The organism is Pseudomonas sp. FDAARGOS_761 (assembly GCF_013343155.1).
GTDB classification, from domain to species: domain Bacteria; phylum Pseudomonadota; class Gammaproteobacteria; order Pseudomonadales; family Pseudomonadaceae; genus Pseudomonas; species Pseudomonas aeruginosa.
Genome location: NZ_CP054572.1, coordinates 4,508,469 through 4,528,512 on the forward strand (window position 1 = coordinate 4,508,469; position 20,044 = coordinate 4,528,512).

General features: G+C 67.2%; 17 protein-coding genes. 9 read left to right on the forward strand and 8 right to left on the reverse strand.

Annotated features, from left to right (window positions below; genetic code table 11):
• Nucleotides 1-11: 11 nt before the first annotated feature.
• From FOC67_RS20935 to rocR, 3 genes are all read right to left on the reverse strand, one after another.
• On the reverse strand, nt 12-602 hold the full coding sequence (locus tag FOC67_RS20935; RefSeq protein WP_003110394.1) for a GNAT family N-acetyltransferase: 591 nt from the start codon (nt 600-602) through the stop codon (nt 12-14).
• A gap of 214 nt (nt 603-816) precedes the next feature.
• Entirely contained in the window at nt 817-4,455 is a 3,639-nt protein-coding gene (locus FOC67_RS20940) for a transporter substrate-binding domain-containing protein (protein WP_009313393.1), read from the reverse strand.
• A gap of 101 nt (nt 4,456-4,556) precedes the next feature.
• Nucleotides 4,557-5,735 (reverse strand): two-component system response regulator cyclic di-GMP-specific phosphodiesterase RocR, encoded by a 1,179-nt coding sequence (rocR, locus tag FOC67_RS20945; RefSeq protein WP_003106013.1) that lies wholly within the window; start codon nt 5,733-5,735, stop codon nt 4,557-4,559.
• A gap of 281 nt (nt 5,736-6,016) precedes the next feature.
• On the opposite strand from rocR, the gene FOC67_RS20950 reads away from it, so the two are divergent.
• Nucleotides 6,017-6,646: a response regulator transcription factor gene (locus FOC67_RS20950; RefSeq protein WP_003093094.1), complete on the forward strand. Its 630-nt coding sequence runs from the start codon at nt 6,017-6,019 to the stop codon at nt 6,644-6,646.
• Between the two features lie 359 nt (nt 6,647-7,005).
• Nucleotides 7,006-8,181 (forward strand): TIGR03862 family flavoprotein, encoded by a 1,176-nt coding sequence (locus tag FOC67_RS20955; RefSeq protein ID WP_014604025.1) that lies wholly within the window; start codon nt 7,006-7,008, stop codon nt 8,179-8,181.
• A 22-nt stretch (nt 8,182-8,203) separates the two neighbouring features.
• Here the strand turns inward: FOC67_RS20955 and FOC67_RS20960 are convergent, their stop codons facing one another.
• From FOC67_RS20960 to FOC67_RS20970, 3 genes are all read right to left on the reverse strand, one after another.
• Nucleotides 8,204-9,553: a DEAD/DEAH box helicase gene (locus FOC67_RS20960; RefSeq protein ID WP_003118269.1), complete on the reverse strand. Its 1,350-nt coding sequence runs from the start codon at nt 9,551-9,553 to the stop codon at nt 8,204-8,206.
• Between the two features lie 77 nt (nt 9,554-9,630).
• The gene (locus FOC67_RS20965; protein ID WP_003093104.1) at nt 9,631-10,134 is read right to left on the reverse strand and encodes an NYN domain-containing protein; all 504 of its coding nucleotides are present in this window, start codon (nt 10,132-10,134) and stop codon (nt 9,631-9,633) included.
• Nucleotides 10,135-10,199: 65 nt separating this feature from the next.
• Nucleotides 10,200-10,916: a DUF2076 domain-containing protein gene (locus FOC67_RS20970; RefSeq protein ID WP_009313392.1), complete on the reverse strand. Its 717-nt coding sequence runs from the start codon at nt 10,914-10,916 to the stop codon at nt 10,200-10,202.
• A 99-nt stretch (nt 10,917-11,015) separates the two neighbouring features.
• Here FOC67_RS20970 and FOC67_RS20975 point away from each other — a divergent pair, with 99 nt between their 5' ends.
• The 4 genes from FOC67_RS20975 to FOC67_RS20990 all read left to right on the forward strand — a co-directional run bounded on the left by FOC67_RS20975 (nt 11,016) and on the right by FOC67_RS20990 (nt 14,090).
• On the forward strand, nt 11,016-11,597 hold the full coding sequence (locus FOC67_RS20975; RefSeq protein ID WP_003110389.1) for a cysteine hydrolase family protein: 582 nt from the start codon (nt 11,016-11,018) through the stop codon (nt 11,595-11,597).
• Between the two features lie 157 nt (nt 11,598-11,754).
• Complete coding sequence (gene sfnG / locus FOC67_RS20980) at nt 11,755-12,849, forward strand: dimethylsulfone monooxygenase SfnG (RefSeq protein ID WP_003093107.1); 1,095 nt, start codon at nt 11,755-11,757, stop codon at nt 12,847-12,849.
• Between the two features lie 83 nt (nt 12,850-12,932).
• Nucleotides 12,933-13,589: a hypothetical protein gene (locus FOC67_RS20985; RefSeq protein WP_003106831.1), complete on the forward strand. Its 657-nt coding sequence runs from the start codon at nt 12,933-12,935 to the stop codon at nt 13,587-13,589.
• Between the two features lie 66 nt (nt 13,590-13,655).
• Nucleotides 13,656-14,090 (forward strand): VOC family protein, encoded by a 435-nt coding sequence (locus FOC67_RS20990; RefSeq protein ID WP_009313391.1) that lies wholly within the window; start codon nt 13,656-13,658, stop codon nt 14,088-14,090.
• A gap of 6 nt (nt 14,091-14,096) precedes the next feature.
• On the opposite strand, the gene FOC67_RS20995 is transcribed toward FOC67_RS20990, so the two are convergent.
• Nucleotides 14,097-14,933: an SDR family oxidoreductase gene (locus FOC67_RS20995; protein WP_003106828.1), complete on the reverse strand. Its 837-nt coding sequence runs from the start codon at nt 14,931-14,933 to the stop codon at nt 14,097-14,099.
• Between the two features lie 61 nt (nt 14,934-14,994).
• On the opposite strand from FOC67_RS20995, the gene FOC67_RS21000 reads away from it, so the two are divergent.
• The 3 genes from FOC67_RS21000 to FOC67_RS21010 all read left to right on the forward strand — a co-directional run bounded on the left by FOC67_RS21000 (nt 14,995) and on the right by FOC67_RS21010 (nt 17,389).
• On the forward strand, nt 14,995-16,134 hold the full coding sequence (locus FOC67_RS21000) for an endonuclease/exonuclease/phosphatase family protein (RefSeq protein WP_009313390.1): 1,140 nt from the start codon (nt 14,995-14,997) through the stop codon (nt 16,132-16,134).
• An 89-nt stretch (nt 16,135-16,223) separates the two neighbouring features.
• On the forward strand, nt 16,224-16,958 hold the full coding sequence (locus tag FOC67_RS21005) for an ABC transporter substrate-binding protein (protein ID WP_003106825.1): 735 nt from the start codon (nt 16,224-16,226) through the stop codon (nt 16,956-16,958).
• A 23-nt stretch (nt 16,959-16,981) separates the two neighbouring features.
• Nucleotides 16,982-17,389, forward strand: coding sequence for a hypothetical protein (locus tag FOC67_RS21010; protein ID WP_003093113.1), 408 nt, complete (start codon nt 16,982-16,984; stop codon nt 17,387-17,389).
• Nucleotides 17,390-17,399: 10 nt separating this feature from the next.
• Here FOC67_RS21010 and hrpB read toward each other — a convergent pair whose 3' ends face one another.
• Nucleotides 17,400-19,916 (reverse strand): ATP-dependent helicase HrpB, encoded by a 2,517-nt coding sequence (gene hrpB, locus FOC67_RS21015; protein WP_012613624.1) that lies wholly within the window; start codon nt 19,914-19,916, stop codon nt 17,400-17,402.
• Between the last annotated feature and the right edge of the window lie 128 nt (nt 19,917-20,044).

Sequence of the window (20,044 nt, forward strand, 5' to 3'; positions counted from 1 at the left end):
AAACGGCCGACTCATCTGCGAAGCCAGTCCTCGCGCGTCAACCGGTACAGCACATGATGCCGCAAGCGGTGGCCGGGGGGCAGGTCGGGATGCTCGAAGTCGTCGGTGGGATCGCGATGCATCCCCAGGCGCTCCATCAGTCCCAGGGAGTTCTCGTTGGCCGGTACGGTGAAAGCCACCACCTGGTCCAGGCCAAGGGTATCGAAGGCGTAGCTCAGCGCCGCCTCGGCCGCCTCGTGGGCGAAGCCCTCCGCCCAATGCTCGGCGGCGAGACGCCAGCCGATGGCCACCGCGGGTACGAAGGGCGCATCGAAGTCCACGACCTCCAGCCCCACGTAGCCGATGAAAGGATCGCCGCCCTTGACCTGCAGCGCCCACCAGCCAAAACCGTGCTCGGCGAAGTGCGCGTCGATGCGGCGCAGCAACGCGTCGCTCTGGGCGCGATCCAGGCAGGACGGAAAGAACTCCATCACCCGCGGGTCGGCATTCAGCTCGGCGAACCTGGCTCGATCCTGCACCAGCCAGGGCCGCAGGATCAGACGGTGGGTATACAGCCGTGGCGAGCGCAGATGCTCGATGCTCAGGCTGGTCAGGTCGGCCATCGCTTGGTTCCTTTCGTTCAACGCACTCCAGAAGGACTATCTGACCGCAGGAATCGGCTGGGGTGCCCGCGAGGGCGGTATTCCGATCTTTGGTCAGGCTTCGCGGAAAAGGCTACCCAACCGGAGTGTAGTCTTTTCCGCGCCTGGACATGCCCGATCCTCGGGCAAAGCGATGACGATTGGTTTACCGCCCGGGCAAAGGGCGCAAGCCACGTCAATCCGTGCACTCTTCCACCAGACTCTCGTCCAGGGCGAGGATCGCCAGTTTCACCCCAACGGCGCACTCCTCCACCCAGGCGAACGAGGCGTTCGGGCTGAGGCAGGCATCCTCGAGGCGCCGGCAGCTTTCCACCAGTTGCTCGCCACGCACCACCCTCGCCGCGCCCTTGATCCGATGCGCCAGCTCGGCCAGTTCGCCGGTCTCCTGGCGTTGCACCAGTCCCTCGAGGGTCTCCAGGTCCTTGCGGTTGCTGGTCAGCAGTTCATCGAGCAGCCGCCTGAGCATCGTCGGCTCGCCGCCGGTCAGCGCATGCAGAGAATCCAGGTCGTAGAGACGGGGGTCCGACGGTATCGCGACGGGTTCGGCGTCGATGGTGACGGGCAGGTCGTCGTCGGCAAAGCCCAGGGCCAGAAGACGCTCCTCGAGAACATCGAGACCGATGGGCTTGATCAGGCATTCGTTCATTCCAGCCTGGATGCAGCGCTCGATCTCCTCCGGCTGGGCGTCCGCGGTGAGGCCGATGATGACCACCGGTTCCTCGCCATTCTCGCGCTCCTCCTGGCGGATCGAGCGGGCGAGGTCGGAGCCGCTCATCAGCGGCATGTGGCAGTCGGTGATGACCATGTCGAACGGTTGCCCATGCCAGAGGTTGAGAGCGTTCAGGCCGTTCTCCGCTTCCTCCACGTCATGACCGAGGAAGCTCAGCTGTTGATGGAGGATCTGCCGGTTGACCGCATGATCGTCCACCACCAGCACCTGCAACCGCCGCGCCTGGCGACTGCCGAGCGGGATCGCCCGCACGTTCTCGACGATCGGTTCCAGCACCTGCAGGCGCAGCTCGACGTCGATCCGCGTACCCTGCCCCAGCTCGCTGCTCATCACCAGGCGCCCTCCCATCATTTCGCACAGCGAGCGCGAGATCACCAGGCCGAGCCCGGTGCCCTCGGTGTTCTGCAGGTTGCGGTTGACCTGGGCGAAAGGCCGGAACAACTGCTGCTGGTCGCCCAGGGAAATACCGATGCCGGTGTCTTCCACACAGAGATTGACCTGCAACAGCGACGGCTCCACCTGGCGGCCATCGATGCGGATGCGGATCGAGCCCTCGTCGGTGAACTTGATCGCGTTGCTGACCAGGTTGGAGAGGATCTGCTTGAAGCGCATGGCATCCAGCAGTACGTCGCCGTTGATGCTCGAGTCGATCTCCAGCACCAGGCTCAGGCGCTTTTGCCGGGCCAGGCCTTCGAACACCCGTGCCACCGATTCCACCAGCTCGCGCAGGTTGGCCCGTTTCGGCGACAGGCTGAGGCGACCGGACTCGATGCGGGCGATGTCGAGAATATCGCCGATCAGCTCCAGCAGGCTCTTCGCCGAGGCATAGGCGATCTCGATGCTGGAACGGTCCACCCGACCGGTCTCGGCACGCTTGAGCGCCAGTTCGAGGATGCCGATCACCGCATTCATCGGCGTGCGTATCTCGTGGCTCATGGTCGCCAGGAAGGTGGTCTTGGCCCGGCTCGCTTCGTCGGCCAGGTTCTTCGCCTCTTCCAGCTCATCGATCAACTGGCGGTGCTCGGTGATGTCCAGCCAGCCACAGATGACACCGCGGATGGTCCCGCTGGAATCGCGGAACGGCTGGATCCAGTGGTCGATCCAGCGCTCCCGGCCGCCCAGCGCCACCGGGTAGACCGCCTCGATGGTCCTGCCCTCGCGCATGGCCATCAGGTAGCTGCGATGGAACTCCGGAGCGGTCTCGAAGTTTTCCATGGGCAGCTCGAGCACGGTGCGGTTCATCACCTCATCGGAACTCAGGCCGACGCTCTGCAAGTAGCTGCGGTTGCAAGACAGCATCCGTCCGTTGACATCGCGCACATACAGCGGCGGAGGCATGCAGTCGGTCAGGGCCTCGACGAACCGCAACTGGTCGCTGAGCGCCTGTTCGACCCGCGCGCGCGCCCTGATCTGCCGGCGCTGATAAGTGACCCAGCCCAGGCAGAACAGCAGCAAGGCCGCTGCGATCGCCAGGATCTCGGTGATCACCAGGATGTAGTCGACCCAGGTCTGGCCACTCATCCCCGGCGGCGAGCGCCAGCGATTGACGATATCGCTCAGGTCGTCCGGCGAGATGCTCAGCAAGGCCTTGTCGAGAATCGACTGGAGTTCGGCGTCGCCTCGGCGAACGGCGAAGTGGGCGGTGGCCGCGCCGATGGGAACCAGGTCGGCGATCGCCAGCCTCTCGCGGAACAACCGGACGATGTAGTAGCGAGCGGTGACCAGCGGCACCACCGCCGCGTCGGCCCGCCCTTCGTAGACCAGGTTCATGGCATCCAGCGCGACGCCGACCTCCACCATCGAGGCCTGCGGATAGCGCTCGCGCACCTGTTGCATGCCCACATGGCCGGCGGGAATCGCTATGCGCTTGCCGTCGAGGCTTCCGGGGCTCTCCGCGCGTCCCTTGTCGTCCGCCCGGGTGACGAGGACGTACGAGGTGGACAGGAACGAGCGGGTGAAACGCAGCATTTCCTCGCGCTTGCTGCTGCGGCTCATGATCGCCAGGTCCGCCTCCTTCCTGGCCAATACGCCGATCTGCTCGGGGAAGCCGCCACTGCGAGGCGTGACCTGGAAATGCAGGCCGGTGCGGCGGGAAATCATGTCCAGCAGGTCGGAGGCGATGCCCGAGAAGGTCTCGTCGGAATTGAAGAAGGCCAGCGGCGCCAGGTCGTCGTTGATGACCAACCGCACCACCGGGTGGCGAGCGATCCAGCGGCTCTCCTGCGGCGTCAGCGCGATACGCTGGCCCGTTGGCAGGGAGCCGCTGCCGACCCAGCGCCTGGCGATGCTTTCGAGACGGTCCTGGTTGATCGCGCCGATGGCCGAGTTGACGACGCGCAACAGGTTCGTATCGCCGCGACGAAGGAGGAAGCCGTAGCCCCCTTCCAGGCGGGCATCGGCAAACCGCTCGAACCTCACGTAGCCGTAATAGGATCGATTGATCCGGTGGTAGGCGCTGAGCACATCGTCGAGATACAGGTCGGTATGTCCGAAAGCCACCGCGGCAACGGCCTCGTCATGGCTGCCGAAGACCACGAAACGCGCCCGCGGGAAACGCTGGCGCAATTCCCCGACATGCTCCCGGGCCACCGCCACGCTGAGTCCGGCGAGATCCTCCGGCGAGTTGCGCTTTTCCCCCATCCGCTTGAACACCGCCAATCGATCACGGGCATAGGGTTGGCTGAGCACCAGGGAGGAATCGCCCGCCGAGCTGTAATGGCTGCCAAGCAGGTCGATCTTTCCGGCAGCGAGCGCCGCCACGGCATCCGCATGGGTATCGAAGCTCACGACCTTGATGCGCATGCCGAGCAACTGCCCGACCAGCGTGGCGACGTCCGCCGTTATGCCTTCGTAGTTCTCGTCGTCGAGCCGGACGTTGAAGGGCGAGGTCTCGTCCAGCGCCGCGCCGAGCCTCAGGTGACCCTTGTGGCGCAGCCAGGCCCAGTCGTCCTCGGCGATCGCCATGTCCTCGTGCTCGATGCGCAACTGGCTGAACAGCGTCAGGGACGGATGCGCTTCGACGGCGAACAGGCGTCCGCCCGACAGCAGCAGGCAGAAGAACAGCAGGAATAGTTTTGATCGCATGAAAGGTCTGTGCGGCAGGGCCGGCAGTTGTATGGAAAGGAAACGCGTCCGGCGCGAGGCCCGGCGTTCGGCTAGCGGCAGCCGAGGCCAGGGCGGCGGCGTCAGGATCCGGAGCAATAGTCGAGAAAGTGCTGTTCCGGCATCGGCCGGGCGAACAGGTAGCCCTGGGCTATGGAGCAACCGAGTTCGATCAGGCGTACCCGTTGTTCGTCGCTCTCCACCCCTTCCACCACCAGGGAAATTCCCAGCGCCTGCGCCAACGCCACGACACTGCTGATGACGGCGCAACTCCTGGGCTGGGTCTTCATCTTCTGGACGAAGGTTCTGTCCAGCTTGATCTGGCTGAAGGGAAACTCGCAGAGCCGGTCGAGGGACGAATAGCCGGCGCCGAAATCGTCCATCGCCAGGCCGCAGCCCATGATCCGCAGACGCACGAGGTTCTCCAGGCTGCTGGCAGGAGCGCTGATCAACCCGGTCTCGGTGATCTCGAACATCACCGAACTGGGCGGCAGGTGGAACTCGGTCAGCAACGCCGAGATGTTCTCGGCCAGCGCACGCGAACCCAGTTGCGAAGGATGGACGTTGAACGCTAGGTTGATCGGCTGCCCCAACTGCGCCAGCTTCCTGCGCGTCGCCAGACCCTGGCTGAACAGTTGCCAGAACAGCTTGTCGACCAGGTTGTAGGTTTCCATCACATAGAGGAAATGCGACGGCGGCAGTACGCCGAGATGCGGGTGGTTCCAGCGTGCCAGGACCTCGGCGCCGATCAGGCCGCCGCCATCCAGGGCCACCTTGGGCTGGTAGTAGGCTTCGAACTCGCCGTTGTCGAGGCCGCGCACCACGTCCGCCACGGAGGGCAGCTCGGCGACTTCGATCTGTCGCGGCAGGTCCTGGCGACGAGCGTTGTAGCGGGTCAACAGGGCGGTGATCCGCTCCAGGCTGAATGGCTTGCCGAGGTCGCCGAGAAAATTGAGGCCCAGGCACTCGATCATCGAAATGGTGGCCTGGCGCAGGATGGGATCCACCTCGCTGCTGAGGATCACCGAATGGACCTTGCCACTCAGGCTTGCGTGGCGAAGGAACGCCAGGCCGTCCATGCCGCTCATCTGCAGGTCGCAGATGGCGATGTCGACGTGTCCGCAGGACTCCAGGATCGCCACCGCCTCCTTGCCGTCCGCCGCCTCGAGGATCGATCCGGGCACCACTTTCTTCAGGGCTGTGACGGCTACCAGGCGCTGAAAAGGCTCATCCTCCAACACCAGAACATTCAAATCATTCATCACGGTCCACACAGGGTTTCCAGGAAATACCGGCGATATACTGCTGTGTTTCCCTTACTAGACCTATGGGACAAGTCCCCATGTTTTGTGGGAATTTTCCTACTGATTTGGAGGTTCGGTTGGATTAGCATGGTTCCACATGAAAAACCGAATCGCCCCGCCTCAACAGGCTATTCTGGACGGCGATCTCGGCCTAGCGCCCAACATGGATGACCACCGGCGGCAGCGCCCGGGAAATCGAATCCCGACCCTGCCCCGGTCCCTCAAGGTAAATCGAATTTATGCATACCGTCCTGATCGTCGACGACCACCCCGTCATCCGCCTCGCCGTGCGCGTCCTGCTGGAAAAGCATGGTTTGCAGGTGGTGGCCGAGACGGACAATGGCGTGGATGCCATACAGTTGGTCCGGGAGCACGAACCGGACGTGGTGATTCTCGACATCGGCATTCCCAAGCTCGACGGCCTGACCGTGATCTCGCGGATCAAGTCCCTGGAACTGCGCACCCAGGTGCTGGTACTCACTTCACAATCCGCAGAGGCGTTCTGCAAGCGCTGCATCCAGGTCGGCGCCCGTGGGTTCGTCAACAAGGAAGAAGACCTGAACAACCTGATCAACGCCCTGAACGCCGTGATTGCTGGCTACACGTTCTTTCCTTCGCTCACGTTCGATACCCTCGGCACCCCGCCGGAGCGCATTTCCGAAAGCGAGCTTATCGGCCTGCTCTCCGACCGCGAGATGATCGTCCTCCAGCATCTCGCCATGGGCTATTCGAACAAGGCCATCGGCGAGAAGCTGTTCCTCAGCAACAAGACCGTCAGCACCTACAAGACCCGCCTGCTGCAGAAGCTCGGCCTGGGTTCGCTGGTCGACCTCGCGGAGTTCGCCAAGCGCAATTCGCTGATCCACTGACCTGGCGCTTCGCTGTCGAAGCCCAGGCCCAGGGCACCTTCGGGCAAGCGCGACCGGAAGCCGCTCCTGCCACGCGACGAGCGTCAGCGGATTTCCACAAAGCATGTGGAACCGCCTGTGGATAAGGTGCGAAAAACGCTTCGCGCAGCGCATCGTGCCTGGCCTTGCGACGGTTGATCAGTTCCTGACCAGGCGCACGGCGAGCGGACCAGGTGGCATCGACAAGGCTCGGAGGCGGTCTTCGCCTCGGTTACACTGCACGCCGGTTTCCCCAGGTCTCGCTCGTCGTCCACATGCCCAGTCAAGCATCCTCCCCTTCCCCCCAGGTCGCCATCGTCGGCGGCGGTCCCGCAGGCCTGATGGCCGCGGAGGTCCTGAGCCAGGCGGGCGTACGCACGGAAGTGTTCGACGCCATGCCCTCGGTCGGCCGGAAATTCCTGCTCGCGGGCGTCGGCGGCATGAACATCACCCATGCCGAGGCCAGGGAACAATTCCTCGGCCGCTATGGCAGGCGCCAGAAGGAAATCGCCGCACTGCTCGGCGAATTCGACGCGGATGCGTTGCGCGCCTGGATCCACGGCCTGGGTATCGACACCTTCGTCGGCAGTTCCGGCCGGGTGTTCCCCTCCGACATGAAGGCCGCGCCGTTGCTCCGTGCCTGGCTCAAGCGCCTGCGCGAGCAAGGCGTGCTCATCCACACCCGCTGCCGTTGGCTGGGCTGGAACGCGGACGGTACGCTGGACATCCAGAGCGCCGCCGAGCGCCTGTCGATACGGGCCGACGCCGTGATCCTGGCGCTCGGTGGCGGCAGTTGGCAGCGCCTGGGCTCCGACGGCGCCTGGGTGCCCCTGCTGCGGGCCCGCGGCGTCGAGGTCGAGCCCCTGCGGCCAAGCAATTGCGGTTTCGAGATCGGCGGCTGGAGCGAGCTGTTTCGCGACAAGTTCTCCGGCGCTCCGGTCAAACCGGTGGCCATGGGACTGGCGGGCGAAACGCCGCGCCAGGGCGAATTCGTCGTGACCCGCGACGGTATCGAGGGCAGCCTGGTCTATGCCCTCTCCGCCGCCATCCGCGAACGGATCGAGGCACAGGGATCGGCCGAAGTATGGCTGGACCTGTTGCCGAACAGGCGTCGCGAGCAGATCGAGGCAGCCCTGGCTCGCCCGCGCGGTTCCAGGTCGATGGCCAATCACCTGCGCAGCCAGTTGGGCATCGATGGGGTTCGGGCCGGCCTCCTGCGTGAACTCACCCCCGCCGCCACCTATGCCGAGCCGGCCCGCCTGGCGGCGGCGATCAAGCGCCTGCCGCTGACGCTGCTGCGCCCGCGTCCGCTGGACGAAGCGATCAGCAGCGCCGGCGGCGTGCGCTTCGAGGCGCTCGACCGCAACCTGATGCTCGCTGGCCTGCCCGGTGTGTTCTGCGCCGGGGAAATGCTCGACTGGGAGGCACCCACCGGCGGCTACCTGTTGACCGCCTGCTTCGCCAGCGGGCGCGTAGCCGGACTCGGCGCGCTGGCCTGGTTGCGCGGCAGGGGCTAGAGGCCAGTACGCCAGCGCCTCGCTATTTGCCGGATGGCCGCTTCTTCGGCTTGCCCGCCGCGCCCGCGCCGAAGCCCGGCGCCTTGCGCACCGCCTTGACCGTCGGCGCGCTGCTGTCGAACCAACTGCCCAAGTGGATCTTGCCGGGCTTGCCGGCGCTCTCCGCAGCCTTGGGTTTCTTCGGCTTCTTCGGTTTCTTCAGCACCACGCCCCCCGGCGCGGTCTGCGGCACCCGGTGTTCCGGCGCGAAGTCGGGCTCCTCGCGGCGCTGCAGGGTCTGCCCGATCAGTGTCTCGATCGCCGCCAGCAGCTCCACTTCGTCGGCGCAGACCAGCGACACCGCCTGGCCGGAGGCACCGGCACGGCCGGTACGGCCGATGCGATGCACGTAGTCCTCGGCGACGATCGGCAGGTCGAAGTTGACCACCAGCGGCATTTCCTCGATATCCAGGCCACGCGCGGCCACGTCGGTGGCTACCAGCAGGTCTACCTCGCCGGCCTTGAACCGCTGCAAGGCGCGCAGCCGCGCCGGCTGCGGCTTGTCGCCATGGATCGAGTCGGCGGCGATACCCTGCCGCTGCAACAGTCCGACCAGTTCCTCGACGCTCTTGCGGGTCTTGGCGAAGACCAGCGCCTGGCGCCAGCGATTGGCCTGCAACAGGTGGCAGAACAGCTCGGCCTTGCGCTTCTTGTCCACCGGCACCAGCCATTGCCTGACGCTCTTCGCCGCGGTATTGCGCGGACTGACCTCGATGGACAGCGGGTCGCGCAGCAGTTCACGGGCCAGCGTGCGGATGGCGTCGGAGAAGGTCGCGGAAAACAGCAGGGTCTGGCGCTTGCGCGGCAGCGCGGCGAACAGTTCGTCCAGCTCGCGGGCGAAACCGAGGTCGAGCATGCGATCGGCTTCGTCCAGCACCAACGCCTGGAGCTGGGCGAACTTCACCGCGTTCTGCCGATACAGGTCGAGCAGCCGCCCGGGAGTGGCGACGAGGATATCCACTCCCTTGCGCAGCTTCATCATCTGCGGGTTGATGCTGACCCCACCGTAGGCCACCGCGGTACGCAGCGGCAGGTGCTGGCCGTAGTCGCGGACGCTGGCGTGGACCTGCTCGGCCAGTTCGCGGGTCGGAACCAGGACCAGTGCGCGCACCGAGTTGGCAGCGACCTGCGGCCCCTCCAGGGTCAGCCGCTGCAGCAACGGCAGGGCGAAACCGGCGGTCTTGCCGGTGCCAGTCTGTGCTGCGGCGAGCAGGTCGCGGCCCTTGAGCGCCGGAGGTATGGCCTGGGCCTGGATCGGCGTAGGCGTGCCGTGGCCGAGCCCTTCGAGGGCCTTGAGCAGGGGGTCGAGCAGACCGAGGGAAGCGAACGTCATGAGCGGCTCGGAAAAAAGGAAACGGACGGCATTCTAGCGGATTCGCCGTCTCCCATCGTCCTCTGGCGCGCGGCCGGTCAGCCCTTGAGCAGCAGTCCGCCCTCGATCGGCACGTAGCGCGACGCTGCGCGGATCAGCGCGTTGGCGGTCAGGCCAGGCACCCCGTAGGCCGTAGCCACGACGCCGTGGGCGCGGATGACCTTCTCCAGCAGCAGATCGAAGTCGCCGTCACCGGACAGCAGCACCACTTCGTCCACCCGCGGCGCGGCATCCAGTACGTCGATGGTGATGCCGACATCCCAGTCACCCTTGGCCGAGCCGTCGGCACGCTGGATGTAGGGCTTCAGCTTCACCGTGAAACCGAGGTTGCGCAGAATCTGCTGGAACTGCTGCTGACGCGGGTCGCCGCGGTCGATGGCGTAGGCATAGGCCTCGACGATGCTCCCGCCGCGAGCGATGTCTGCCCACAGGGCGGCGTAGTTGAGATGGCAGCCGTAGGCCTGGCGCACGGTGTAGTAGAGGTTCTGCACATCGGCGAAGACAGCGATCTTCTTCGCCGCGGGCGACTCGGGACGACTCAAGGGGAACTCCGGAACGACGGCAGTGGGCCACCATTATCGCAGCCCACGGCCCGCAACCCTAACGGTCAGGTGAACAAATCGTCGTCGCCGAGGAAGCTGGAGTCGTCGTTGAAGTCGCTGTCGCTGAAATCGCCATCGGCGAAACCGCCGTCGGCGGGATAGTCGCTATCGGCGAAGCGCTCGGGCGCCGGCTCGGGATCGGCAAACTGGCTGGCGTCGAGGTTATCCACCGGGACGTCCTGGATCACCTCGACGATTTCCTGCGGCTGGCTGTGGCGGAACATGCCGGTGAGCAGGTCGGCCACCAGCATCCCGCCAGCGACCCCGGCGGCCGTCTGCAGCGCGCCGCCGAGAAAGCCGCTGGCCCGCGAAGGCGCGGCCGCCGCGGCGGGCGCCATACCCGGACGCATGTCGCCGGCCGCCACCGCCGGATTGGAGAAACGCGTCTCGCCCCAGCCCGCCGGGCGCCCCGATTGGCTCGGCGCCGGCTCGTCGCGCGCGCCGCCGCCGAACAGGCCGGAGAGGAAGCCGCCGCTGCTCGGACGGCTCTGCTGCAACTGGGCGACCTGCGCCTCGAGTTCCTTCACCCGTTGGTCGAGGCGCTTCAGCGCGGCTTCCTGGATCAGCACCACCTGCGCCATGTAGTACGGCGCCGCCGGCTGCCGCACCAGGTGCTGGTTGATCTGCGCCTCGGCCTCGGCGTCACGCGGAGCGGACTGCCCCTCGGCCTCGCGCAGGCGGCTGAACAGGCCGTCGATCAGGGTTTTCTCATCGGATTTCATCGCACGCCTCGACTGCATTTCGAGAAGGAAGGATGGATTGCACCAAAGGGAAATATTGGAGCACCCTGCACGATCTCAAGTTCCTCCGGTGAATTCCCGATGAATGACCACGCCCAGCGCTCCGCACGGCCCCAGGTCGCCCTGCTGATCGTCGACCTGCAACGCGGCATGCAGCGCGACGACCTGCCGCCGCGCAACAATCCCGGCGCCGAGGCGCGCATCGTCGAACTGCTTGCCGCCTGGCGCGCCGCCGGCTGGCCGGTGGTGCACGTCCGGCACATTTCCCGGCAGCCCGGCTCGCCCTTCGCGCCCGGCCAGCCCGGCGTGGAGTTCCAGCCAGCGCTGGCGCCGCGCGACGACGAGGCGGTGTTCGAGAAGAACGTTCCCGACGCCTTCATCAACAGCGGCCTGCAACGCTGGCTCCATGTCCGTGACATCCGCCAGGTGGCGCTCGTCGGGGTAGCCACGGAGAACTCGGTGGAAGCCAGCGCACGAAGCGCCGGCAACCTCGGCTTCCAGACCTGGGTAGTGGCCGACGCCTGCTTCACCTTCGCCAAGCCCGATTTCCATGGCACCCCGCGCAGCGCCGACGAGGTACATGCGATGGCGTTGGCCAACCTGCACGGCGAGTACGCCGTGGTACTGCGCGCCGCCGAACTGTTGCAGCGCTTGCCGGCCTGACTGTCTGCCGGGCAACAGCGGGACAACAGGGCTGTCCGGCAGAAGACAGGCCGGTTCCGCCATATCCCCCATAAGCCATTGATTCGAAAACATGAATCCGGGATGGCACGGTTCCTTCATAGACACCGGACCACGCCCCTACCCGGAGATACCCCCGATGAGCCAAGAGCAACAGCCGATCCGCTTCGCCTACTGGGTCCCCAACGTCAGCGGCGGCCTGGTGGTGAGCAAGATCGAGCAGCGCACCAGCTGGGACATCGACTACAACCGCAAGCTGGCCCAGTTGGCGGAACGCAACGGCTTCGACTACGCCCTCTCGCAGATCCGCTTCACCGCCGGCTACGGCGCCGAGTACCAGCACGAGTCGGTGGCCATCAGCCACGCCCTGCTGGCGGCCACCGAGAAGCTCAAGGTGATCGCGGCGATCCTGCCTGGCCCCTGGCATCCTGCGGTGGTGGCCAAGCAACTGGCGACGATCGACCAACTGACCAATGGCCGGGTCGCGGTGAACATCGTCAGCGGCTGGTTCAAGGGAGAGTTCACCGGCATCGGCGAACCCTGGCTGGAGCACGACGAACGCTATCGGCGCTCCGAGGAGTTCATCCGCGTGCTGAAAGGCATCTGGACCGAGGAAAACTTCACCTTCAAGGGCGATTTCTATCGTTTCCACGACTACACCCTGAAACCCAAGCCGATCCAGCAGCCGCACCCGGAAATCTTCCAGGGCGGCAGCTCTCGGGCGGCGCGGGACATGGCCTCGCGCGTGTCCGACTGGTACTTCACCAACGGCAACAGCATCGACGGCATCCGCGCCCAGGTCGAGGACATCCGCGCCAAGGCGGCGGCCAACGGCCATTCGGTCAAGGTCGGAGTGAACGCCTTCATCATTGCCCGCGACACCGAGGAGGAAGCGCGGGCGGTGCTCGACGAGATCATCGCCAAGGCCGACTACGAGGCGGTGAACGCCTTCGGCGACGCGGTGAAACAGGCCGGCAAGGCCTCGCCGGAGGGCGATGGCAACTGGGCCAAATCCACCTTCGAAGACCTGGTGCAGTACAACGACGGCTTCAAGACCAACCTGATCGGCACGCCACGGCAGATCGCCGAGCGCATCGTCGCGCTGAAGGCGGCCGGGGTCGACCTGGTGCTGTCGGCCTTCCTGCACTTCCACGAAGAAGTGGAGTATTTCGGCAAGCACGTGTTGCCGCTGGTCCGCGAACTGGAGCAGGCCCAGGCTCGCGAAGCGGCCTGAACGGCAACGGCGGCCGCCAGGCGTTGGCCTCGGCGGCCGGCTGGGTTAGAGTCGCGGGCTCGTATCCGATCTGCCGACCCGCGATGAATCCTCTGCTGCCGCTGCGTGACGCCTGGTTCTTCTTCACCCGCCACCTGACCACCCTGGTGCCGCTCTGCCTGCCCTGGATATTCCTCGAAAGCCTGCTCCAGCAGCAGATCGACGAAGCCGTCGGCCCCCAGCAGATGGGCGCCTGGAGCCTGGTCGCCGGACTGCTCTTCTACCCGCTCTACACCGCAGCCCTGATCCTGTTCATGGACGCGCGCGGGCGCGACGAGCGGCCTCGCGTCGGCCAGCTGTGGAGCGCCGCGCTGCGCCTGTGGCCAGCCTTCGCGCTACTCGCGGCGCTGACTTCGCTGCTGATCGTGCTCGGCCTGTCGCTGCTGATCCTGCCGGGCATCTTCGTCATGGTGAAGCTGTCCTTCGCCGAATTCTGCCTGGTGCTGCGCGGCCGTAGTCCGCTGCAGGCGCTGCGGGAAAGCTTCGAGTTCACCCGTGGGCGATTCTTCCTGATCCTCGCCTGTTCGCTGGTGATCCTGCTGCCGGTCTGGAGCCTGGAAGCCTGGCTCGCCGATTCGGCCGGCGACGCCGTCGTGCTGCGGGTCGCCCTGCATACGCTCAGCGGGTTCTTCCAGCTGCTGTTGACCATCGTCGCCTTCCGCATCTACAGCCTCGGTCCGGCGCCACGCAACGGGATGTGAACGGCGCCGCGCGCCGATTCGCCGCGCTGGCCTATGCTTGACGAGCCCTGCCTCGAGGAACGGACCATGAGCGACGAATCGGCCAACCCCAGCTGCATTTCCCACCTGTCCATCGGCACCAACGACTTTCCCCGTGCCCGAGCCTTCTACGACGCGGTGATGGCCGCCCTCGGCTGCAAGGTGATCCTCGAATACCCCGGCGCCGTGGCCTACGGCAAGCTCTATCCGGAGTTCTGGGTGCAGGCGCCGATCGACGGCCGTCCCGCCAGCGTCGGCAACGGCAGCCACGTCGGCTTCTTCGCCGACAGCAAGGCCCAGGTCGACGCCTTCCACGCCGCGGCCCTGGCCGCCGGCGCAGACGACGAGGGCGCGCCGGGCCCGCGTCCGCTGTACGGCGAGCCCTACTACGGGTGTTTCATCCGCGACCTCGACGGGCACAAGGTCGAGGCCTCCTACTGGGACATGAGCCAGGGCTTCGACGTCCACGACCACGCCCACTGAGCGCCGTCAGGGTTGCGGCTTGAGTCCCGACAGGCGCGGCACCAGCAGCTTTTCGAAGAGACGCGGAAAGAAGCGCGCCAGCAGCCGCGCCCGCCAGTTGACGTTGGACAGCACCAGCAGGCGCCGGCGCCGCGCGGCGCCCTGGAAGATCGCCTCGGCGACCTCCACCGGCGATGCCACCTGGCTGCCCAGCACTTGCACCGGCTGGCGAGTCACCGAGCCATCGCCGACCAGCGCATTCTTGCGCAGGTCGGTGGCGGTGAATCCCGGGCAGGCCAGGGTCACGCTGACGCCGGTGCCTTCCAGCTCCATCCGCAGGGTATCGAACAGACCGTGCAAGGCATGCTTGCTGGCGTTGTAGGCGCTGCGGTAGAGCAACGGGGCGAAGCCGGTCAGCGAACCGAGCACGACGATCTGCCCGCGCCGTTCGAGCAGGCTCGGCAGCGCCGCGCGGGTGCAATGCACGGCGCCGAAGAAGTTCACCGCCATGACCTTGCGGAAAACCCCCAGGCCGGTTTCGGCGAAGGTACCTCGGTGGGTGATGCCGGCGTTGTTGACCAGCACGTCGATGCCGCCGAAGCGCTCCACCGCCAGCGCCACGGCGCGCTCCACCGCATCGGCGTCGGCGACGTCGCAGCGCAGGCCGAGCGCCTCGCCGCCGAGGTGGTCGCGCAGGTGCTGGACCAGGCTGTCCAGCGCCGCCTGGTCGAGGTCGAGGATCGCCAGTCGCGCACCGGCCCGGGCGAAACGCAGCGCCAGCGCGCGACCAATGCCGGAACAACCACCACTGACCAGCACCACCTTGTGGCGGTAGGCTTGGCTGCTGAATACCTTGCGCGGCATGCGATACCCTCCCGCTCGAAAAAACGCGAACCCTTGCGTCAATTCGACCGGCAAGGGTGAAATGCGCGGCGGCAAGCTCTATGCTCTGGTCCTTTCCAGCATAGTCTCGATTGCGATGTCACTGCCCCGTCTACGCAACCTGCTGTTCGTCGGCCTGCTCCTGCTGGTCGGCGGTGCCCTGCTCGCCAGCTACCTGCTGAGCTGGCAACCCGCCGATCGCGAAGCCGCGCCCCTGCATTGCCAGGGCGCCGCGCCGGCGCTGAAGCCGGGGCAGGCCCTGAAGGTGATGACCTGGAACATCCAGTACCTGGCCGGCAAGCGCTACGTCTTCTGGGACGACCTGCCGGATGCCACCGGCCCGGACCAGCGCCCCACCGCCGAAGACCTGGCGTTCACCCTCGACGAGGTGGTCCGGGTGATCCGCGACGAGCAGCCGGACCTGGTCCTGCTCCAGGAGATCGACGACGGCTCCAGCGCCACCGACGATCAGGACCAACTGGCGCTGATCCAGGAGCGCATCAACGATCTCTACCATTGCAGCGCCCAGGCCTACGAGTGGAAGTCGGCCTTCGTGCCGACGCCGCACATCTTCGGCAGCGTCGGCCGCAAGCAGGCCACCCTGAGCCGCTATCGCATCGATAGCGCCGAGCGGCGCCAGTTGCCGCCACGCGACGGCGGGCTGTTCGACCGCCTGTTCGGACCGCGCCCGGCGATCCTGGTCAGCCACCTGCCGATCGACGGCGGCGGCGAGCTGGCCGTGCTCAACGCCCGCTTCGACCGCCCGCAGGCGAACGACGACACCCTCGAGCGCCAGGTCGGGACCACCCGTACGCTGCTCGACGAACTGCAGGCCAGGCGCACGCCCTGGCTGCTCGGCGGCGACCTCAACCTGCTGCCGCCCGGCCAGTATCCCTACCTGCTGGCGCCGCTGCGCGCGCCCTACCGGGAAGACAGCGAACTGGCCATCCTGAGCGGGCGCTTCCCGATGGTGCCGTCGCTGGAAGAGGCCAGTGGCGTCGACCAGGTTCGCTGGTACACGCACTTCCCCAACGACCCACGGGTCCAGGGGCCGGATCGGACCCTCGACTACCTGTTCCACAGCCCCTCGCTGACCCGTCTCGATGCCCGGGTCCGGCGCAGCGATACGCTGCAGATCTCCAACCACCTGCCGCTCGCCGCGCGCTTCCTGCTGCCCCATTGACCGGGCGCGCGCCGGGCTGGACAAGCGGCCCGGCGCGCCGCATGCTTCGCCCCCATTCATAACAACAAAAAACGGCAAGGCCGCACACCATGCCCCTACGCACCACAACGCCCCTGCTCGCGCTGCTGGCGTTCGCCCTGCTGGCCGCCCCGCAGCTCCATGCGCAGGACGCAAGGCCGTCGTTGAACGTCGGCTACTACGAATTCCCCCCCTACATCTATACCGCCCGGGATGGCCACGCCGCCGGTTCCGGCGCCCGCCTGGTCCGCCTGCTGCTGGAGCGGGCCGGCTATCGTCCGGCGTTCCGCGCCCTGCCCAGCGCGCGCCTGTACCTGGGGCTGCAGGATGGCAGCGTGGCGCTGTGGGCCGGCGCGGCCAAGCCGGAGCTGGCCGCCGACACCCTCCAGGCGCGGCGCGTGCTCGGCCACGTCAGCCTGAACCTGTACTACCCGGCGCACCAGCCGGCACCGCGGGTTCCCCAGGACCTGGCCGGACGCCGGCTGATCCTGATCAGCGGCTACAGCTACTGGAAACCGGTCACCGACTTCATCCAGGACCCCAACCTGCACCTGCGCCTGTACCGCACCGGCACCCACCACGCCGCCTTGCGCATGCTCGAACTCGGGCGCGGCGACTACCTGCTCGACTACCAGGCGCCGGTGGAAGCGGCCAGCCGCCAGGCGTTGGCAAGCCAGGAACTGTACCGCCTGCCGCTGCGGATGATCGTCTCGCGCCACATTCCCGGCGCCGAAGCGCTGCGCGACCGCCTGGACCAGGCCTACGACCAGTTGCGGAGCGACGGCGCCGACCTGTCCCTGCTGTGAACCGACCCCGGAGGAGGAGCCCGATGCATACCGCCATCCCCTGCTGCACGATCAACGGCGAACAGCCCGCCCTGCGCGGACAGGTCTGCCAGTCGCTGCTGATCCAGGAATGGTGGTGGGAAGGCCGTCCGGCCGATCCGGTGAACGTGGTCTACCTGCAGTTCGAGCAACGCTGGTATCGCCTCTACTTCGAGGGCGAGACGGTGTTCTGGCGCAGCGGCGAAGCGCCGCGGCCCTGCGAGAACGACGAAGGCCCGGGCGAGTACCGCCTGCACGACCTCGGCCGGCAGCGCGGCCTGGTCGGTGTGCGCCTGCTGGCCCTGGAGTTCGTCCTCAACGGCCCGACTCTGGACAGCCACTTCGACTTCGCCGACGGCCAGCGCCTGAGTTTCCGGCACTTCCTCGACGACGACCTGACCCGGGTGCTCTGAGCGCCGTCGACTACTTGCGTGGCTTGGCCCGGGCAGTGGCCTCGGCCACCAGCGGGTCGTCCGGCCAATAATGCTTCGGATAGCGTCCCTTCAGGTCCTTCTTGACTTCCGCATAGGTGCTGCGCCAGAAGTTCGCCAGGTCCTGGGTCACCTGCACCGGGCGATGCGCGGGTGACAGCAGGTGCAGCTTCACTGCCAGGCGGCCCTGGGCGATGCGCGGAGTATCGCCGAGGCCGAACAGTTCCTGCAGGCGCACCGCGAGGATCGGCGGGGTTTCGCTGTAGTCCAGGCGGATGCGCGAGCCGGAGGGGACTTCCAGGGTTTTCGGCGCCCACTCGTCGAGACGCTGCGGTAATGGCCAGGGCAACAGCCCGGCGAGGATCGAAGCCAGGTCGAGGTTGGCGAAGTGAGCCAGGCGGGTGACCTTGCCGAGATAGGCCGGCAACCATTCCTCCAGCCGTTCCAGCAACGCGGCGTCGCTGACGTCCGGCCACTCGCTCTCACCCTTGTCTTCCAGGTCCAGCCGGCGCAGCAAGCCGATACGCGCCTGCCACTGGCGCAGTTCCGGGGTCCAGGGCAACAACTCCAGGCCCTTGCGCCGGACCAGGCCGAGCAGCGCCTGGCTGCGCGCCGCTTCGTCGAGGCCGGGTAGCGCCTCGCTGGACAGCACCAGTTCGCCGACCCGGCGCTGGCGCTCGGCGCGCAGCACGCCTTCGCGCTCGTCCCACTGCAGCTCGTCGCGCTGGCTGACCTGCTCCGCCAGGACCGTATCGAACAACCTCGGATCGAGTTCGGCGGCCAGGTAGATCCGCTCTTCGCGCTGGCCCTGGCGGCTGCCCAGATCGGCGATCACCAGCCAGGGCTGCTTCATCAGGCTGTCCGGTTCGCCGAACTGCGCAGCGCGTCCATTGGCCAGCCGGTAGTCGCCGCCGCCGGCGCGGCGCTGGCGAGCGATGCGGTCGGGATAGGCGAAGGCCAGCAGACAGCCCAGCCAGCGCGGATGGCCGGGATCGACGACCGCCTCGCTGGCGGCGCCGCGCAGGTAACCGCGGAACTGCCGGGCCAGTTGCCGGGCGCGCTGTACCGCGCCGCGCGAGGCGCCAGGGCGGGCCTCGCCGGCGAGCAGGGCGAGACGGCTGTGCAGGTCGGCGCCGCCGCCACGCTGTATGTCACGTTCGCCGAGCAGCGCCGCTACGTCGCAAGCCAGTTCGCCAAGGCCGAGGGCCTGGCCGCGCAGCAGCAGGTGGGCAATGCGCGGATGGGTCGGCAATTCGGCCATCGCCTGGCCATGGGCACTCAACGCGCCGCTGGCGTTCAGCGCCCCCAGCCGCCCGAGCAGCTCGCGGGCCTGGGCGTAGGCCGCCGCGGGCGGCGCGTCGAGCCAGGCCAGCTCCTCCGGCGCCACGCCCCAGCGCGCCAGTTGCAGGGCCAGCCCGGCCAGATCGGCCTGGAGGATTTCCGCCGTGCCGTAGGCAGGCAACTGCTCATGCTGGCTCTCCGACCACAAGCGGTAGCATACGCCCGGCTCCAGGCGCCCTGCGCGGCCGGCACGCTGGGTAGCGGAGGCGCGGGAGATGCGCTGGGTCTCCAGGCGGGTCATGCCGCTACCCGGATCGAAGCGCGGCACCCGCGCCAGGCCGGCGTCGATCACCACCCGTACGCCGTCGATGGTCAGACTGGTCTCGGCGATGTTGGTCGCCAGCACCACCTTGCGCGTGCCCCGCGACGCCGGCTCGATGGCGGCGCGCTGGGCGGCGAGGTCGAGCTCGCCATGCAGCGGGCAGAGCAGCACCTCGGGGCGACCGCCAAGGGCCTCGCGCAAGCCTTCGTGAACGCGGCGGATCTCGGCCTGGCCGGGAAGAAAGACCAGCACGCTGCCGCTTTCCTCCGCCAGCGCCTGGAGCACCGCCTGCTGCACCCGCGGCTCGATGAACTCGCCGGGTTGCGCCGCCCGTCCCCAGCGGATATCCACCGGGAACATGCGGCCCTCGCTGCGCACCACCGGCGCTTCGCCGAGCAGCGCCGCAAGACGCTCGCCCTCCAGGGTCGCCGACATCACCAGCACTTTCAGCGGCGGCTCGTCGCGCAACAGTTCGCGGCCATTGAGAGTCAGCGCCAGGGCCAGGTCGGCATCCAGGCTGCGCTCGTGGAATTCGTCGAAGATCACCAGGCCGACACCGTCCAGAGCCGGGTCGTCTTGCAGGCGACGGGCAAGGATACCCTCGGTGACCACTTCGATGCGGGTCTTCGGGCCGACCCTGCTCTCCAGGCGGATCCGGTAGCCGACGGTCTCGCCGACCTTTTCGCCCAGCTCGGCGGCCAGCCGCTCGGCCGCGGCCCGCGCCGCCAGGCGTCGCGGTTCGAGCATGAGGATGCGTTGGCCGGCGAGCCAGGGCTCGTCGAGCAGGGCCAGCGGCACCCGGGTGGTCTTGCCGGCACCCGGCGGGGCTTCCAGGACGGCCTGGTGTTGTGCGCCAAGGGCCTGGCGCAGGGCGGGAACAACGGCGTCGATGGGTAGGGAAATCATGCTGGCTCCGGACTGACCGACGAAGTATACCGGCGAACCGGCAGGCGCTTTCGACGGTCTTATCGTCATCGTCGCGGCAGAAGATTGCCGAACGCTGGTCGATTGCTATAGTTCGCCGTCATGTTCAC

What these genes read in the sequence shown, in the direction of transcription:
- FOC67_RS21005 (WP_003106825.1), top strand. Translation starts at nt 16,224, where the DNA reads ATGCCCCTACGCACCACAACGCCCCTGCTCGCGCTGCTGGCGTTCGCC.
- FOC67_RS20990 (WP_009313391.1), top strand. Translation starts at nt 13,656, where the DNA reads ATGAGCGACGAATCGGCCAACCCCAGCTGCATTTCCCACCTGTCCATC.
- FOC67_RS20985 (WP_003106831.1), top strand. Translation starts at nt 12,933, where the DNA reads ATGAATCCTCTGCTGCCGCTGCGTGACGCCTGGTTCTTCTTCACCCGC.
- FOC67_RS20955 (WP_014604025.1), top strand. Translation starts at nt 7,006, where the DNA reads ATGGCCGCGGAGGTCCTGAGCCAGGCGGGCGTACGCACGGAAGTGTTC.
- FOC67_RS20970 (WP_009313392.1), bottom strand. Translation starts at nt 10,916, where the DNA reads ATGAAATCCGATGAGAAAACCCTGATCGACGGCCTGTTCAGCCGCCTG.
- FOC67_RS20960 (WP_003118269.1), bottom strand. Translation starts at nt 9,553, where the DNA reads ATGACGTTCGCTTCCCTCGGTCTGCTCGACCCCCTGCTCAAGGCCCTC.
- FOC67_RS21010 (WP_003093113.1), top strand. Translation starts at nt 16,982, where the DNA reads ATGCATACCGCCATCCCCTGCTGCACGATCAACGGCGAACAGCCCGCC.
- FOC67_RS20940 (WP_009313393.1), bottom strand. Translation starts at nt 4,455, where the DNA reads ATGCGATCAAAACTATTCCTGCTGTTCTTCTGCCTGCTGCTGTCGGGC.
- sfnG (WP_003093107.1), top strand. Translation starts at nt 11,755, where the DNA reads ATGAGCCAAGAGCAACAGCCGATCCGCTTCGCCTACTGGGTCCCCAAC.
- rocR (WP_003106013.1), bottom strand. Translation starts at nt 5,735, where the DNA reads ATGAATGATTTGAATGTTCTGGTGTTGGAGGATGAGCCTTTTCAGCGC.
- hrpB (WP_012613624.1), bottom strand. Translation starts at nt 19,916, where the DNA reads ATGATTTCCCTACCCATCGACGCCGTTGTTCCCGCCCTGCGCCAGGCC.
- FOC67_RS20975 (WP_003110389.1), top strand. Translation starts at nt 11,016, where the DNA reads ATGAATGACCACGCCCAGCGCTCCGCACGGCCCCAGGTCGCCCTGCTG.
- FOC67_RS21000 (WP_009313390.1), top strand. Translation starts at nt 14,995, where the DNA reads ATGCGCGGCGGCAAGCTCTATGCTCTGGTCCTTTCCAGCATAGTCTCG.
- FOC67_RS20950 (WP_003093094.1), top strand. Translation starts at nt 6,017, where the DNA reads ATGCATACCGTCCTGATCGTCGACGACCACCCCGTCATCCGCCTCGCC.
- FOC67_RS20995 (WP_003106828.1), bottom strand. Translation starts at nt 14,933, where the DNA reads ATGCCGCGCAAGGTATTCAGCAGCCAAGCCTACCGCCACAAGGTGGTG.
- FOC67_RS20935 (WP_003110394.1), bottom strand. Translation starts at nt 602, where the DNA reads ATGGCCGACCTGACCAGCCTGAGCATCGAGCATCTGCGCTCGCCACGG.